Genomic DNA, 16,197 nt, shown 5'->3' on the forward strand with positions numbered 1-16,197 from the left:
AAAAATGCAAGCTATTTTAGCTTGCATTTTAACTAAACATTGAATCTAAAATGCATTACATCACCATCTTGCACGATATAATCTTTCCCTTCAAGGCGTAGTTTTCCTGCTTCTTTAGCACCACTTTCGCCTTTGCAAGCAATATAATCCTCATAAGAAATCACTTCAGCTTTAATAAAGCCTTTTTCAAAGTCATTGTGGATTACACTTGCTGCTTTTGGCGCTTTCCAACCTCTTTGTATAGTCCATGATCTAACTTCTACTTGACCTGCGGTAAAATAGCTAATTAGATTAAGCTTTGAAAATGCTGTACGTATAACTACTTCAAGCCCGCTACTTTCCACTCCTAGAGATTTTAAAAATTCATAATTTTCCTCATCACTTAAAGCTATCATTTCTTCTTCAATTTTAGAGCAAAGTTTGATTACTTCATGACCTGATTTTGCGGCAAATTCTTTAAGATTTTTCACAAATTCATTATCTTCTAAAAGTGAGTTTTCATCTACATTTGCTCCATATATCACTTCTTTAGCAGAAAGTAATCTTAATTCTTTTATAAGAGCATGATAGACTTCGTTTTTATTTGGGAATGAGCTTGCACTATTATTTTGATTTAAATGTTCTAAAAGCTCATTAGCTAAAGCTAAGCTTTCTTTTGCACCTTTTTCGTTAGCTTTTGCACCTTTAGTGAGTTTTTCTATTTTTTTACTAAGTTGTTCTATGTCTGCTAGTATAAGCTCTGTTTCTATGATTTGCACATCACGCACAGGATCGACACTACCTGCAACATGGGTAATATTTTCATCATCAAAGCAACGAACAATATGTAAAATCATCTCTGTTTCGCGTATATTAGATAAAAATTTATTACCCAAACCCTCGCCTTTGCTAGCTCCTGCTACTAAACCTGCTATATCAACAAATTCAATATTTGAGCGTATGATTTTTTGTGGATTGACAATCTTTGCTAGTTCTTTTAAGCGATGATCAGGCACTGGCACCACTGCTTTATTTGGTTCTATGGTGCAAAATGGATAATTTGCACTTTCAGCATTTTGTGCTCTTGTTAGTGCGTTAAAAGTGGTAGATTTTCCAACATTTGGAAGTCCTACTATACCAACTGATAAACTCATTTTTGTTTCCTTGAGAGATAAAGTAAATATGAAAGGCACATTCTAACACCTGCTCCACTTGCACCAAAGCTGTGATAACCCCAAGCTTTTTCCAAGTAAGCTGGCCCTGCGATGTCTAAATGTAACCATTTGTCTTTGTATTCTTCTCTAATGAAAGAATTTAAAAATAACCCTGCAGTAATAGCCCCACCATAGCGACTTGAAGAGGTGTTGCTAACATCTGCTATATTTGATTTTATAAGTTCTTTTAAGTGAGGGTTAAAATGTAAAATAGTAGCTAAATCCCCGCTTTTTTTACTTACTTTGAAAAAATCATTTTGTAAATCTTCATTATTTCCCATAATAGCACTTGTATATTCTCCAAGTCCTACCACGCAAGCCCCAGTTAAAGTAGCAAGATCTATTAATAAATCAGGCTTTAGATCTTGAGCAAGTGAAAGACAATCAGCTAAAACTAACCTTCCCTCAGCGTCGGTATTTCTAACCTCTATACTCACACCTTCTCTTGAAAGAAGTACATCATCAGGTTTATAGGCATTTCCACCTATCATATTTTCAGTTGCGCCGATGATAGAATGTACTTCTATATCAAGGTTTAACTCACTTGCACCTTTGATGATAGCCATTGCAGCTGCACCACCGCTTTTGTCTGATTTCATTGTAAGCATATAATCAGCAGGTTTTAGACTAAGTCCACCACTATCATAAGTTAGCCCTTTACCTACAAAAACTACTTTCATTTTTGGATTTTGTGGTTTATAAGAAAGATGAATGAGCTTTGGAGGATGGATTGAAGCACGATTTACTGCTAAAAATGCTTGCATTTTTTCTTGCTCTAAGAAATCACTTTCATAAATTTTACATGAAATTTTACGGTCATTCTGGCTTAGATTGAGTGCATCTTCAGCCATTTTAGCTGGAGTGTAAATTTGAGGAATTTCATTAACAATATTTTTTGCAAAATCACAAGCATTGGAAAAAACCTGACCATAGTTTATACCTATACAAGCTTTTTCTAGGTTGTATGTTTTGTCATTGATTTCATCTTTTGAGATGAAAATATTCTCTAACTTGCTCGGTGTTTTTTCTTTTTTATATTTGTTAAATTCATAAGCGCCAAAAGCAAATCCTTGAATCATGGCATTAAAACTATTTACTACACATTTTCCTACAATGCTTTTTGTTTTAATGCTTTGAATTTCAAGTTTTTTTAAAGCCTTGTAAGCGTTTGCAAAAGCAAGTCTTATATCTTCATATTCCAAACTTTTAAGTTCATTGTAAAGAATTTTATTTTGCATATCTATACAAATTCCTTCACCTTTATAGTTTGAGAGTTTAAAAAGTTCTTGACTTTGAGTGTATTTTTCTATCTTTTTATCTTGTATTAAAATGATTTCAAAATCAGCATTTATAGAGCTGATATTTTCTTCTATGAAATTAAAATTCATTTATGTGTCCTTTTTCTAAGTATAGATTTTTCTATTTGTTTCATACCTAAAAACAAAGCAAGTAAAAAGCCAGCAATAATTGGCACTGCAAAATACCAATGATCACCAGCCCATTCTACTGCAAGCCAAATTTCTTTTCCAAAAAACCATGCAAGTAAGATGGTTATAGCAGCCCAAGCCCAAGCACTAATGAGATTAATAAAAGCAAATTTTTTAGCACTATAACGCGTTAATCCTATACTCATAGGTATAATAGTTCTAAAGCCATACATATATCTTTGTATGAAAATAATTGGCCAACCAAAACGCTGTAAAAGTAAATGTGCTATGGCAAATTTACGTCTTTGGGTGCGAAGTTTTTTCTGAATGTATTTTTTATTATATCTTCCTATATAAAAGTATATTTGATCACCTACAAAGCCACCTAAGCCCGCTATGAAAATAATAAGTCCTAAATTTACATGGCCTTCATGTGCAAAAATACCTGCTAAAATAAGCGCAAGTTCTCCCTCAAGTATACACCATAAAAACACGATGATGTAAGCCCAGTTTTTATAATCATATAAAAGTTGTTTTAAAAATTCTTCCATTTTATACCTCTAAGACACTATAAACAGAAGTTAATTTAGCTAATTCTTTAGCTCCATATAGATCTTTTAACTCTAGTAAAAAACAAGCTTCTATACATTTTGCATTGAGTTTTTCTATAAGTTTCACAGCAGCGATAGCTGTGCCACCTGTAGCTAAAAGATCGTCTATAAGTAAAACATTTGCTTCTTGATTGTTAAAAGCATCAATATGAATTTCTATAGTATCACTGCCATATTCTAAGCTATAAGATTCTTGTAAGCATTTTGAAGGTAGCTTTCCAGGTTTTCTAATAGGCACAAAAGGAAGTCTTAATCTAGCGCTTAAGGCAGCTCCAAAAATAAAACCTCTACTTTCTATACCAACAATATAATCAAGCTTTGTGTTTTGATATTTTTCAACTAAATGATCCATTAAAAATGCAAATGCTTCTTTATTGTTTAATAAAGTAGTAATATCTCTAAAAATAATCCCTTCTTTTGGAAAATCCTTAATAGCTCTAATGCTATCTAATAAATATTTTTTATCTTGTTCTTTCATCATAATAATGCCTCTATTTTTGCTTCTAATTCTTTAATTCTTTGTCTAAGTTTTTCATTTTCAATACGATATTGTGAATTTCTTGTTCTAAGAGAAGTTAAGTCTGCTTTACTTTTGTTTAATTCTTCAGTTAAAATATCTATATTTCCTAAACTTCTTTGAAGTTGCACTTGTAATTTTCTAATAACAATTTCAGTATCATCAAGGTTATTTTTTATAAATTCTTTCGCTACTTTTTCTTTATGGAGTAGGGTTTTATAATAAAGTAGCATAATAGTCATATAAATACTAACACAAATTAATACAGTTAATACAAGCCAACTTAAGATCATAATCTTTCCTCTATTTTACTAATTCGCATGCAATGTCTTCCACCACTAAAAGAAGTGTTGATAAAATTTGAGATAATTTCAAAAGCCATATCAGCTCCTATTAATCTAGCTCCTAAGGCTAAAACATTTGCGTCATTATGTTCTCTTGAAAGCTTAGCACTTAAAGATTCATTACACAAAGCACAGCGTATATTTTTATGACGATTTGCTGCTATACTCATACCAATACCTGATCCACATACTAAAATTCCAAAACTTTTTTCGTTTATTTTAGAGCTTAATAAATGCGCATAATCAGGATAATCACAGCGATCCTCACTAAAAGGGCCTAAGTCTTCAAAGCTTATATTTTTTTCTTGTAAAAATTTAACAATTTCTTGTTTTAAAATAAAACCAGCATGATCACTTGCAATATAAATTTTTTCTCTTAACATTTAACATTCACTTTGTCATTTTTGAAATTTAAAGTATTAATTTTATCATATTTAATTAAAATTTTTCTTTCTTATATACAATTATTTTTTATGTTTCAAATATTTATTTGATATAATAACAATAATTATTTAAGGTAAAAAATGAAGCTTATATTAATTGGTTCTTCAACAGGTGGTCCAGGGCAACTAAAATTTTTACTAAACGATGTGGAATTAAAAGATTGTGCAGTAGTAATTGCTCAGCATATGAATCCTGCATTTATTCCTTCTTTTGTAAATCAGTTTAACAAAGAAGCATTAAGCGAGGTGATTATACCAAGTGATAAGGAAGTTTTGAAAAATAAAATTTACATTTGTCAAAGAAATATGGTTTTAAATGGAAATAATGCCTTGACTTTAAATATAACAGAAGAAACAAGCAGTTTTAATCCAGGGGTTGATGTGTTGTTTTATTCTGCTGTAGAGCTTTGTAAATATCATAAAATTTTAGCTTTGATTATGACAGGAATGGGTGATGATGGTGCTAAGTCTTTATTTGAACTTTATAAGGTTGGTGTAAGATGTTTATGTGAAAACGAAGCAGATTCTATAGTATATGGAATGCCAAAAAAAGCCAGAGATGTTAATCCTAATTTAAAACCTATGAGCTTAATAGAGCTTAAAAAAGAAATAACAAATTTTATTAAATCGTAGGAAAAAAAGATGATAAAAATTACAGAAAACGAAATGCATGATTTTGTAAAAATAGTAGAGCAAATAAGTGGTAATAATCTAAATACAAAAAAAGATATTTTGCTTATAAAGCTTCCTAAATTTTTACAAGAATTAGGTTTAAATAGTCTTAGTGAATTAAATGAAAAAGTGCAGTTTCAAAGAAATTTAAAACAAGAAACTATGGATTTTATCACAGTTTGTGAGACTTATTTTTTTAGAGAATTAGAGCAATTAAAAGATGTTATTTTTTATATCAAATCTCTTGATCGACCTGTAAATGTACTTTGTGCTCCATGCTCAAGTGGTGAAGAGGTATATTCTTTGGCTATTTTGGCAAGTGAGAATTTTATCAAAGGTATGAATATAGTTGGTATAGATATTAATAAAAAAATGATAGATAAATGTAATGAAATGATATATTCAGAACGCTCAGTAGCTAGATTAAATACTATGCAAAAGACGCGTTATTTTGATATAAAAGATAGAATGTATCATCTAAAAAAAGAAACTTTAGCTTGCAGATGTCGTTTTGAGCTTTGCAATGTTTTTGATGATTCTTTGTTTAAGCTTGGAAAATTTGATGTGATTTTTTCAAGAAATATGATGATATATTTTGATCAAGATTTTAAAATAAGACTTATGGAGCGTTTTTACAAAATCTTAAATAGAGAGGGTAGAATTTACCCTGGTAAGTCAGATCTTGTACCTGAGACAGCTTATTTTGATAAGAATTTTTCAGCGGGTGGGGTTTATTATTCTAAGGTGGATTAATTATATTTTTTATTAAACCACCACCAATAAATCGCCGCAAAGATAAAACATACTCCTAAGCCAAAAGTAAAATGGCTTAATTTTACTCCATAAAATTCAAATAAATACCCTGTTGAAAAAGCAATAATTGCACTAAAAGTTAAATATACCATATCATTATAGGCAATCACTCTACCATAGTATCTTTTATCGCAATCATTTTGTAAAAGTGTATAAGTATAACTCCATAAAGATGAAGTACAAAAACCTGCCATTACTAAGCCTATAAAGGCAAGATAAAAGTTAAATTGCAAGCAAGCCCAAAGCATGATGCCTATACCTTGTGCTAGATATAAATACACTAAAGTATTTTTATTAATATAAGGACTAAGCACATAAGGACCTATGAGTAAAGATATGGCTCTTATGGCATTAGAAAGCCCTATGGCTAGAGGTATAGAAATAACTTTTGCGTATTCATATTCAGCTAAAAGTGTGATTAAAACATCATAAGCAGTTATCCCCACAACTCCATGAAGTAAAATCAAATGAATGATTTTTTTATTGCTAAATACATAAGCTAAACCTTCTTTGATTAGTATAAAAAGATTATTTTGTGTGGTATTTTTTTCATTAGGCAAGATCAAAGTTTTAAGTATGAGCATGGCACAAAATAGCATTAAAGTATCGGCTATAAAAGCTGGTTTTACTCCAAAAAGATCTATAAAAAGTCCTGCTGCACCCATACCTAAAGCATATGATACAGCCCATATAATACTATGAAGTTCATTACCTAGTTTTAATTCTTGCGGGGTTAAAATTTTAGGCAAAACCGACATTTCTGTTTGAAAATACATACTTGCAACCGCCATACGCACAAAGGTTAAAAAGTATAAAAACCAAAGCATAGCTAAAGAATTTACAAAAATTAGCATAAAAATAGAAATCATCTCAATGCTAATCATTGTTAGCAATAAATTCTTAGGTTTAAATCTATCTACTATAACCCCATTTATAGGTGCAAGTATAATAGAAGGTAAAAAAACAAAAATAGCTGAAAAACCTATGATATTAGCAGGTGCACTGAGCTCTTTAGTTAAAAGGGTAAAAACACCTACTTGAGAAAACCACGCACCAAAATAACTTATAAATTGTACTGTTGCTAAAAGGCGAAAAGTTTTATTATTTTTAAGTAAAGACCTATAAGTCATGAGTATCCTATGAATATATGAAATTAAAGGGCTTGATTATAGCGTTTTTAAGATTATTTTACATTTAAATGTTATAATAATCCTTTTTTATAAAAAGGTTTAAGAATGAGTAGATTAAGTAAAAAAGAAGCGTTAAATTTGCTCCAAAATGCACCTTTATACGAACTAGGCGCAATGGCATATGAGAGAAAATTAGAGCTTCATCCTGAAAAAATAACTACTTTTGTGGTAGATAGAAATATAAATTATACGAATATTTGTTGTATTGATTGTGATTTTTGTGCTTTTTGTAGAAAAGAAAAAGATGATGATTCTTATATTTTAAAATATGAAGAAATAGGACAAAAAATAGAAGAATTACAAGCTATAGGTGGAACGCAAATTTTATTTCAAGGCGGAGTACACCCAAAACTTAAAATAGAATGGTATGAAGATTTACTTTCTTATATAAAAACTAATTATCCAACTATCACTGTGCATGGTTTTTCAGCAGTAGAGATAGCTTATATAGCAAGAGTTTCTAAAATTTCTATAGAAGAGGTTTTAGAAAGATTACAAGCCAAAGGACTTTTTTCTATACCTGGAGCGGGTGCTGAAGTATTAAGCGATAGGGTAAGAGATATCATCGCACCACATAAATGCGACACAGCTACTTGGCTTAGGGTGCATGAGAGTGCGCATAATATAGGTATGAAAAGTACTGCTACAATGATGTTTGGTACGGTTGAGAATGATGAGGAAATTATCGAACATTTTGATCATTTAAGAAATTTACAAGATAAAACAAATGGCTTTAGAGCTTTTATTTTATGGTCATTTCAAAGCGAAAATACTCCTTTGATTAAAAAACATCCTGAAATCATCAAACAAAGCTCTAATAGGTATTTAAGATTACTGGCTTTAGCAAGATTGTATTTGGATAATTTTAAAAATTTACAAAGCTCATGGGTAACGCAAGGTTCTTTAATAGGCCAACTTGCTTTAAAATTTGGTGCAAATGACTTAGGTTCAACTATGATGGAAGAAAATGTCGTAGCCGCAGCGGGTGCAAAATATAGAATGAACCAAGAGCAAATGATAGAACTTATCAAAGATATAGGGGAATTACCTGCTAAACGCGACACAGCTTATAATATTTTAGAAAGGTTTTAATGTTAAATTTAAACTTCAATGATACTAAAATAGACATAATATATGAGTATGAAAATGAGCTTCCTGTAGTATTTTTTAAGCTCATTTTTAAAAATAGTGGAAAAATAGCAGAAAAACATAATAGAGGTTGTGCAAGTATGCTTGCTAGGATTTTAAACGAAGGAAGCAATGATGAGTTTTTTAAAAGCTTAGAATACCGTGCTATAGAGCTTTATGCTAAGGCTAGTTTTGAGCATTTTCAAATCAGTATTAAGTGCTTGAAAGAACATTTTGATTTTGCTTTGGAAAAATTACAAGAATTGTTTTTAAATGTGCGTTTTGAAGAAAAAATCTTACAAAGATTAAAAACTTTAGCCTTAGGTGAACTTGCGAGTTTAAATACTGATTATGATTATCAAGCAAAAAGACTTTTAAATAAGAATGTTTTTAAAGATGAAATTTTTACTAGTGGCCTTGATGGAACTAAAGAAAGTATAGAAAAGATTAATTTAAAAGAATTACAAGATTTTATGGATGAAAATTTAGTGCTTGATAATGCTTTATTTGTTTTTGGTGGAGATATTAAAGAAAATGAAGTAAAGATTAAAGCAGAAAAAATTTGCCAAATTTTAAAAAGAAATACCCCAAATCAAAACAAAAGTTATAAACTCATTGATGAGAGTATAGAAGTAAGTGAGCAAAAAAGCACCGAGCAAGCTTATATATACTTTTGTTCTCCATTTAATATACAAATTAATGATGAGAAAATGTATTTAGCTAAACTTGCTTTGTTTATCTTGGGTCAAGGTGGTTTTGGTTCGCGTTTAATGGAAGAAGTGCGTGTAAAAAGAGGTTTAGCGTATTCAGCATATGCTATGCTTGATGTAAATTTAAATTATAGTAGAGTTTTTGGGTATTTGCAAACTAAAAATGAAAGTTCTAATGAGGCTAAAACTTTAGTTAAGGAAGTTTTTGAAAACTTTGTCCAAAATGGAGTAAATGAAAAAGAATTTCAACTAGCTAAACAATTTTTAGTAGGCTCTATGCCTTTAAGGTATGAAAGCTTGGCTAAAAGATTAGATATAATGCTAAATGAATATTTGCATGGTTTAAAACTTGGAAATTTAAAAGAAGAAATGCAAAAGATTAAAAACACTACTTTAAATGAGTTAAATGACTTTATCAAAGCACATAGTGAAATTACCAAAGTGAGTTTTGCAAGTATAGAAAATGAAAGTTGAAGAAAAGGATTTAAAACTACTTCATGCTTTAGGGGTTAAAAATTGTATCGATTTAGCTTTGATTTTACCTAAAAAATTTGATGATTTTAGAATTTCAAAGTTTCCAAAAGATACATTTTGCACTCAAAATGTAAAAATTATTAGCACGCAAAATCACCACTCTCAGCTTTTTATGCTTTGTGAATGTTTAGAATGGGGTATAAAAGCAAATATAGTAATCTTTCATCCTAATAAATGGCATTTTAAAATTTTTAAGCATAATACTTTGGTTTGTATCCATGCAAAGATGAATTTTTTTAATGGAATTTGGCAGTTTATAAACCCAAAAATAGTAAAAAACATAGGTCAAATAGTCCCTAAATACCAAATTAGCTCTATTAAAGATGAAAGTATAAAAAAACTTATCGTAAAATATGTCAATGAAGCTAACTTAAAAGCATTAAATTTAGAACAAAAATACATTAATCTTCTTTTGAATTTACACAATTATGATGATTTAGCTCTTTATGAAAATTTTAACGTTATAGTTAAAGACTTAAAATATATAGAAATTTTTAATCATTTGAGGCGTTTAAAGGGTAAAAAAATATCACAAAATGCTTATAAAATAGAACTTTTTGATATAAGCTCTTGGCTTAAAGGTTTAGAATTTAGCCCAACAAAAGATCAGCTTTTAGCAATAGAAGATATTAAAAAAGATTTGCAAAATAAAGTCGCTAAAAGGCGTGTGGTGATGGGCGATGTGGGTTGTGGCAAGACTTTGGTTATACTTGCTGCAAGTTTGCTTGTATATCCTAAAAAAGCTATTTTAATGGCTCCAACTAGTATATTAGCAGAGCAAATTTATCATGAAGCAAAAAGACTTTTACCTGATTTTATTAATGTATTGCTTTTAAAAGGTGGTAAAAAGGATAAAGATTTAGTAAAATTAAAAGAACAAGCCCATTTTATCATAGGTACACATGCACTTATTCATCAAGAAGAATTTGAAGCAGTTTTAGTGATGATAGATGAGCAACACCGCTTTGGTTCTAATCAAAGACAAAAAATAAGTGAGCTTAGCAAAAACTCTCAATATACTCCACATATTGTGCAATTTTCCGCTACACCTATACCAAGAACACTTTCTATGATACAAAGTGAGCTTGTAAATTTTAGTTTTATCAAACAAATGCCTTTTAAAAAAGACATTAAAACTTTTTGTATACAAGATAAGGATTTTAAATATTTGCTTAAAAAAATCGATGATGAACTTGCTAAAAATCATCAAATAATCATCATTTATCCTTTGGTAAATGAAAGTGAAAATATAGATTATTTATCGCTAGAACAAGCACAAGGATATTGGATAAACAAATACAAAAATGTCTATGTAACCCATGGAAAAGATAAAAATAAAAATCAAATTTTGCAAGAATTTAGAGAAAAAGGCACGATTTTACTTTCTACGACCGTGGTTGAAGTGGGAATTTCTTTACCAAGACTAAGCGTGATTGTAGTTGTTGGAGCTGAAAGACTTGGGCTTGCTACCTTGCATCAGCTTCGCGGTAGGGTAGGTAGAGTAGGGCTTGAGAGTTTTTGTTATTTATATACTAAGCAAAAAGAAATTCCAAGTCGTTTGCTTGAATTTGCTAAAACTTTAGATGGGTTTAAAATAGCTGAGCTTGATTTAAAAAATAGGTTAAGTGGGGACTTACTAGATGGTAAAGTGCAACATGGAAATCATTTTAAATTTTTTGATTTTGCAGATGATGAAGAGCTAGTTTTAAAAGCAAAAGAAAGTATTAAAAATATGGAAAAAGAAAATGGATAAACACTTTGAAATTTTAATTTCTAAAGGCAAGAAAAAACATTTTAATAAAGGAAATATTTTATTTTTTCAAGGTGAAAAAGCAAATAAAATTTATATTTTACTAAGTGGAAAAGTGCGTATATATAAGGTGAATGCAAAAGGTTTTGAATTAACACTTCATACTTTAACTCCAGTAAATTTTATAGCTGAAATGCCTGTGTTTGAGGGTATTGATTATCCAGCTAATGCAATTTGTGAGCAAGATTGTGAAATTTGTGTTTTTGATTTTAATGAATTTAAAAAATTATGCTTAGAAAATGGGGAATTTAGCTTTTTACTTTTGACTTCTTTAATCGGTAAAATTCGAATTTTAGAGAATTTCATCAGACAAAAATCTTTGGATTTAAAGTCAAGACTAGTCAACTTTTTATTAGAAAATGAAGAAAAATTACAAAATTTAAAGCAAAAAGAAATCGCTGTGATTTTAAATTTACCTCCAGAATCTTTGTCGCGTTTTTTAAAAGAATTAAAACAAAATGAGCTTATTTGCACAAATAAAGGTAAAATAGCAATTTTAAATAAAGAGAAAATGCAAAATTTAATTAAGTCTTTTTAAGTCTTATTTGTTACAATATTGTATTTAAAGTATGGAAGGTTTTATGGATTTTGATTTTTTAATCAAGTTTAGCCCTATGTTTATACAAGCTTCTTGGCTTACTTTAAAACTTGCTATTTATGGAGTGTTTTTTTCATTTTTAGTGGGTTTATTTTGTGTGGGAGTGAGTTATTTTAAATTTTCTTTTTTAAATGCAATTTGTAAAATTTATATAGAATTTTCAAGAAATACACCTTTATTAATCCAACTTTTCTTTTTATATTATGCCTTACCTGAGTTTGGGATACACCTTAGTTCTTTTGTTTGTGCTGTGATAGGACTTAGCTTTTTAGGTGGTTCTTATATGGCTGAGAGTTTAAGAGCGGGTATGGAAGCAGTGAAAAAACAACAATACGAATCAGGACTTTCTTTGGGTCTAAGCAAATGGCAAAATTTCCGTTATGTTATTATGCCTCAAGCTTTGGGTATAGCTATGCCAAGCATTAGTGCAAATATCATTTTTTTACTCAAAGAAACTTCAGTGGTAAGCATTATTGCTTTAGCAGATTTAGTATACGTGGCTAAAGATCTTATAGGACTTTATTATAAAAGTAACGAGGCTTTATTTGCTTTGGTGCTTTGTTATTTGATTTTGATTTTACCTTTATCTTTAGTGTTAAACCGTATAGAAAAAAGGTTAAATTATGTTTGAAATTTTAAATCAAGATACCTTTTTTAGACTAGCACAAGGTTTAAATGTTACTTTAGAACTTTCATTAATTAGTGTTTTGATTTCACTTATAGGAGGGGTATTTTTTGGAATTTTAATGCATTCTAAAAACAAATTCCTTTATGCTTTTTGTCGTTTTATGCTTGAATTTGTGCGTATTATGCCTTTGATCGTTTGGCTTTTTATAGTGCATTTTGGCTTAGCTAAATGGTTTGGATGGCATTTAAGTGCTTTGGGTTCAAGTATTATTGTTTTTAGTATTTGGGGTGTGTTTGAGATGATGGATTTGGTTAGATCGTCTTTAGCAAGCATACCAAAACACCAGTATGAGTCGGGACTTTCACTAGGCTTTAATAAATTTGAAGTTTATCTTTTTATCATCATACCTTTATCTTTAAGAAGATTATTACCAATGAGTATTAATCTTTTTACAAGAATTATCAAAAGTACTTCAGTGATTTATCTAATCGGTGGTATAGAGCTTATTAAAGTAGGCCAACAAGTGATTGAACTTAATTTATTTCAAAATTCTTACGCGGCTTTTGTGATTTATGGTTTGATTTTATTGATTTATTTTATACTTTGTTATCCTTTGTCGGTATATTCAAAGTTTTTAGAGAAAAAATGGAGTTAATATGAGTATTTTAAAAATACAAAATTTACAAAAATATTATGATGATCATCATGTTTTAAAAGATATAAATTTAGAAGTAAATCAAAAAGAAGTAGTGGTTATACTAGGTCCAAGTGGTTGTGGGAAATCTACACTTTTAAGATGTATTAATGGCTTGGAAGAAATGGCTGATGGAGCTATTTTTGTAGATGATGAGAAAATTGATAAAAATTATAAAAAATGGACTCAAATTCGCCAAAAAATAGGTATGGTGTTTCAATCTTATGAGCTTTTTGATCATTTAAATGTGGAGCAAAATATACTTTTAGGACCTTTGAAGGTGCAAAAAAGAAAAAAAGAAGAGGTTTTAGAAGAAGCAAAATACTGGCTTGATAGAGTAGGACTTTTGCATAAATTAAAAGCTTATCCTAAAGAGTTAAGTGGCGGGCAAAAACAGCGTATAGCTATAGTTAGAAGCCTTTGTATGAATCCTGAAATTATGCTTTTTGATGAAGTTACAGCAGCACTTGATCCTGAAATCGTGCGTGAGGTTTTAGATGTGATTTTAAATTTAGCAAAAGATGGTATGACTATGCTTATAGTTACGCATGAAATGGGTTTTGCAAGAGCAGTTGCTGATAAAATAGTTTTTATGGATGATGGAAAAATAGTAGAAATTTCAAAGCCTGATGAATTCTTTGAAAATCCAAAAACTTCTCGTGCGAAAAAATTTCTCAATTTATTTGATTTTCATTAAAATAAATAAAAAATTACATAAATATTTAAAAAAATATTATAAGGTAAAGAATAAATTTTTATTTTAAAGGTAAAATATGAAAAATTTTTTTCTTTTGTCTTTTTTAATTGCACTTTTTTTTAGTGCATGTTCCAATTCAAGTTCTAATGAAAATTCCATAGAGAAGGTTAAACAACAAGGTATAATCCGCATAGGTGTATTTGGTGATAAACCTCCATTTGGTTATTTAGATGCGCAAGGGAAAAATCAAGGTTATGATGTGTATTTTGCTAAACGTATTGCAAAAGAGCTTTTAGGGGATGAGTCTAAAGTACAATTTGTGCTTGTTGAAGCAGCAAATAGAGTAGAGTTTTTAGAGTCAAACAAAGTTGATTTGATATTAGCTAATTTTACTAAAACTCCAGAAAGAGAAGCTGTGGTTGATTTTGCATTACCTTATATGAAAGTTGCTCTTGGAGTAGTGGCTCCTAAAGGATCAGATATTAAAACCATAGATGATTTAAAAAGCAAAACTTTAATTTTAAATAAAGGCACAACAGCTGATGCATATTTTACAAAAAATATGCCAGAAATTAAAACTATTAAATTTGATCAAAACACAGAAACTTTTGCAGCTTTAATCGGCAAAAGAGGTGATGCGTTAAGCCATGATAATGCATTGCTTTTTGCTTGGGCTAAAGAAAATCCAAATTTTGAAGTAGTAATTAAAGAACTCGGAAATCATGATGTTATAGCTCCTGCTGTGAAAAAAGGTGATAAAGCTATGTTAAATTTTATCAATGATTTGATTTTGAAATTACAAAATGAACAATTTTTTCATAAAGCTTATGATGAAACCTTAAAACCATTTTTTAGCGATGATATAAAAGCCGATGATGTAGTAATCGAAGGTGGCAAAATTTAATAATGCAAAAAGCTTTAAAAAATACCATCTATGCTTCTTTAGGTGGTATTTTGGAATTTTATGATTTTGTTTTATTTATCTTCTTTGCAAGTGTTTTTGCAAAAATTTTCTTTCCTCAAAATGATGATTTTTGGCCATTAATCTATACCTATGTAGCCTTTGGGGCAGGGTATTTAGCTAGACCTTTTGGAGCTGTTGTTTTAGCGCATTTTGCAGATATTAAAGGACGTAAGAATGTTTTTTATATTAGCATGCTTTTAATGGTCGTACCGAGTTTTATTTTAGCCTTTTTACCTACTTATGAAAGTATAGGACTTTTTGCTACTTTTATGCTTTTTACTATACGGATAGCTCAAGGACTAGCAATAGGAGCTGAAGTTAGTAGTGCTTGGATTTTTGTGAGTGAATTTGTGAGTAAAAAAAGACTTGGCTTAGCACTTGGTTTTATTTCAGCGACTTTGACTTTAGGCTTATTACTTGGAAATTTAGCGACTTTAAGTATATATGTGTGTTTTGATAAAGAAGAAGTAGAAAGCTTTGCTTGGAGAATTCCTTTTTTTATAGGAGGATTTTTTGGTATTTTAGCTTTATTTTTACGTACAAAGCTTAATGAAACACCAGCTTTTAAAGATATAAAAGAAAAAGAAAAAATCTTAAATTTCCCACTTTTACAAGCTTTAAAAACACATAAAAAAAGTATGCTAATATGTGCTTTACTTACTGTGGTTTTAACAAGCGGAGTAGCTACTTTAATGATATTGCCACAATATTTTGAAAGCTTGTTAGGAGTAAGTAAAACTACTGCTTTAACATATCAAAATTTGGCCATAGTGATGATCATACTAGGAAGTTTAGTGCAAGGATATTTAGCAGATTTTTTAGGACATTTTAGAATTTGTTTGATTTTTACTTTGTTTTTTGGAATTTTTGGCATAAGTTTTAGCTTTTATAATGAGTGGTTTTTAATGTTTTATTTGCTTGCTTGTTTTGCACAAGGTATTATAGCTTTTGCTCCTATTTTTATGACCCAAATTTTTACTACAGAATTAAAATCAAGCGGTCTTTCTTTTGCTTATAATATTTCTTATGCGATTTTAGGCTTTTTAACACCCTTTATCGTTAATTTTATGTATGAGAAATATTTTTATTTTTATATTTTTTTTGTGTTTATTACCAGTTTACTAAGCATATCTTTAGTAAAAAAATATGTTAAAATTTTATAATATTTTTTTCTTTTAAACTACTATTTTTAGGGTATTTATAAATTTAAAACTATTTCAGTCC

The 16,197-nt window shown here is 29.6% G+C and carries 18 protein-coding genes; 11 read left to right on the forward strand and 7 right to left on the reverse strand.

Annotation, left to right across the window (positions count from 1 at the left end; genetic code table 11):
• Nucleotides 1-32 precede the first annotated feature (32 nt).
• Genes ychF through rpiB form a run of 6 tightly spaced genes read right to left on the reverse strand, consistent with a single transcriptional unit; the run spans nt 33 to nt 4,475 of the window.
• On the reverse strand, nt 33-1,133 hold the full coding sequence (ychF, locus tag CAMP5060_RS07505; protein WP_214100731.1) for a redox-regulated ATPase YchF: 1,101 nt from the start codon (nt 1,131-1,133) through the stop codon (nt 33-35).
• The gene (locus CAMP5060_RS07510) at nt 1,130-2,581 is read right to left on the reverse strand and encodes a leucyl aminopeptidase (RefSeq protein ID WP_337218165.1); all 1,452 of its coding nucleotides are present in this window, start codon (nt 2,579-2,581) and stop codon (nt 1,130-1,132) included. The genes ychF and CAMP5060_RS07510 overlap by 4 nt, the downstream gene beginning before the upstream one ends.
• Nucleotides 2,578-3,171, reverse strand: a complete 594-nt coding sequence (locus tag CAMP5060_RS07515; protein ID WP_039618134.1) for a DedA family protein — start codon at nt 3,169-3,171, stop codon at nt 2,578-2,580. The genes CAMP5060_RS07510 and CAMP5060_RS07515 overlap by 4 nt, the downstream gene beginning before the upstream one ends.
• Before the next feature lies 1 nt (nt 3,172).
• Nucleotides 3,173-3,709: an adenine phosphoribosyltransferase gene (gene apt / locus CAMP5060_RS07520; protein ID WP_192866657.1), complete on the reverse strand. Its 537-nt coding sequence runs from the start codon at nt 3,707-3,709 to the stop codon at nt 3,173-3,175.
• The gene (locus CAMP5060_RS07525) at nt 3,709-4,041 is read right to left on the reverse strand and encodes a hypothetical protein (RefSeq protein ID WP_039618138.1); all 333 of its coding nucleotides are present in this window, start codon (nt 4,039-4,041) and stop codon (nt 3,709-3,711) included. Before CAMP5060_RS07525 ends, apt begins: the two co-directional genes overlap by 1 nt.
• Nucleotides 4,038-4,475, reverse strand: coding sequence for a ribose 5-phosphate isomerase B (rpiB, locus tag CAMP5060_RS07530; protein WP_337218166.1), 438 nt, complete (start codon nt 4,473-4,475; stop codon nt 4,038-4,040). The genes CAMP5060_RS07525 and rpiB overlap by 4 nt, the downstream gene beginning before the upstream one ends.
• 141 nt (nt 4,476-4,616) lie before the next feature.
• On the opposite strand from rpiB, the gene CAMP5060_RS07535 reads away from it, so the two are divergent.
• Nucleotides 4,617-5,168, forward strand: a complete 552-nt coding sequence (locus tag CAMP5060_RS07535; protein ID WP_087700946.1) for a CheB methylesterase domain-containing protein — start codon at nt 4,617-4,619, stop codon at nt 5,166-5,168.
• A 9-nt stretch (nt 5,169-5,177) separates the two neighbouring features.
• Complete coding sequence (locus CAMP5060_RS07540) at nt 5,178-5,960, forward strand: CheR family methyltransferase (RefSeq protein WP_087700945.1); 783 nt, start codon at nt 5,178-5,180, stop codon at nt 5,958-5,960.
• Here the strand turns inward: CAMP5060_RS07540 and CAMP5060_RS07545 are convergent.
• Nucleotides 5,957-7,150 carry an MFS transporter gene (locus CAMP5060_RS07545; RefSeq protein ID WP_087700944.1) on the reverse strand — a complete coding sequence of 398 codons (1,194 nt, stop codon included), beginning with the start codon at nt 7,148-7,150 and terminating at the stop codon, nt 5,957-5,959. The two genes, CAMP5060_RS07540 and CAMP5060_RS07545, sit on opposite strands and share 4 nt — an antisense overlap.
• A 105-nt stretch (nt 7,151-7,255) precedes the next feature.
• Between CAMP5060_RS07545 and CAMP5060_RS07550 the strand changes: the two genes are divergently transcribed.
• The 9 genes from CAMP5060_RS07550 (at nt 7,256) to CAMP5060_RS07590 (ending at nt 16,136) form a co-directional block, all read left to right on the forward strand.
• A complete protein-coding gene (locus CAMP5060_RS07550; protein ID WP_087700943.1) occupies nt 7,256-8,302 on the forward strand; it encodes a dehypoxanthine futalosine cyclase in 1,047 nt (348 codons plus the stop codon).
• Nucleotides 8,302-9,522, forward strand: a complete 1,221-nt coding sequence (locus tag CAMP5060_RS07555) for a M16 family metallopeptidase (RefSeq protein ID WP_337218167.1) — start codon at nt 8,302-8,304, stop codon at nt 9,520-9,522. Before CAMP5060_RS07550 ends, CAMP5060_RS07555 begins: the two co-directional genes overlap by 1 nt.
• Nucleotides 9,512-11,335 (forward strand): ATP-dependent DNA helicase RecG, encoded by a 1,824-nt coding sequence (gene recG, locus CAMP5060_RS07560; RefSeq protein ID WP_337218168.1) that lies wholly within the window; start codon nt 9,512-9,514, stop codon nt 11,333-11,335. Before CAMP5060_RS07555 ends, recG begins: the two co-directional genes overlap by 11 nt.
• Nucleotides 11,328-11,930, forward strand: coding sequence for a Crp/Fnr family transcriptional regulator (locus CAMP5060_RS07565; protein ID WP_087700940.1), 603 nt, complete (start codon nt 11,328-11,330; stop codon nt 11,928-11,930). The genes recG and CAMP5060_RS07565 overlap by 8 nt, the downstream gene beginning before the upstream one ends.
• A 43-nt stretch (nt 11,931-11,973) precedes the next feature.
• Complete coding sequence (locus tag CAMP5060_RS07570; RefSeq protein WP_214100726.1) at nt 11,974-12,621, forward strand: amino acid ABC transporter permease; 648 nt, start codon at nt 11,974-11,976, stop codon at nt 12,619-12,621.
• A complete protein-coding gene (locus tag CAMP5060_RS07575; protein WP_087700938.1) occupies nt 12,614-13,273 on the forward strand; it encodes an amino acid ABC transporter permease in 660 nt (219 codons plus the stop codon). The genes CAMP5060_RS07570 and CAMP5060_RS07575 overlap by 8 nt, the downstream gene beginning before the upstream one ends.
• Nucleotide 13,274: 1 nt before the next feature.
• Nucleotides 13,275-14,009, forward strand: a complete 735-nt coding sequence (locus tag CAMP5060_RS07580; RefSeq protein ID WP_087700937.1) for an amino acid ABC transporter ATP-binding protein — start codon at nt 13,275-13,277, stop codon at nt 14,007-14,009.
• Between the two features lie 76 nt (nt 14,010-14,085).
• Nucleotides 14,086-14,913: a cysteine ABC transporter substrate-binding protein gene (locus tag CAMP5060_RS07585; protein WP_214100725.1), complete on the forward strand. Its 828-nt coding sequence runs from the start codon at nt 14,086-14,088 to the stop codon at nt 14,911-14,913.
• 2 nt (nt 14,914-14,915) lie between these two features.
• Entirely contained in the window at nt 14,916-16,136 is a 1,221-nt protein-coding gene (locus tag CAMP5060_RS07590) for an MFS transporter (protein WP_214100724.1), read from the forward strand.
• The last annotated feature ends 61 nt before the right edge of the window (nt 16,137-16,197 follow it).

This window comes from Campylobacter sp. 1569 (assembly GCF_024723675.1).
In the GTDB taxonomy this organism is placed as follows: Bacteria; Campylobacterota; Campylobacteria; order Campylobacterales; family Campylobacteraceae; genus Campylobacter_D; species Campylobacter_D jejuni_C.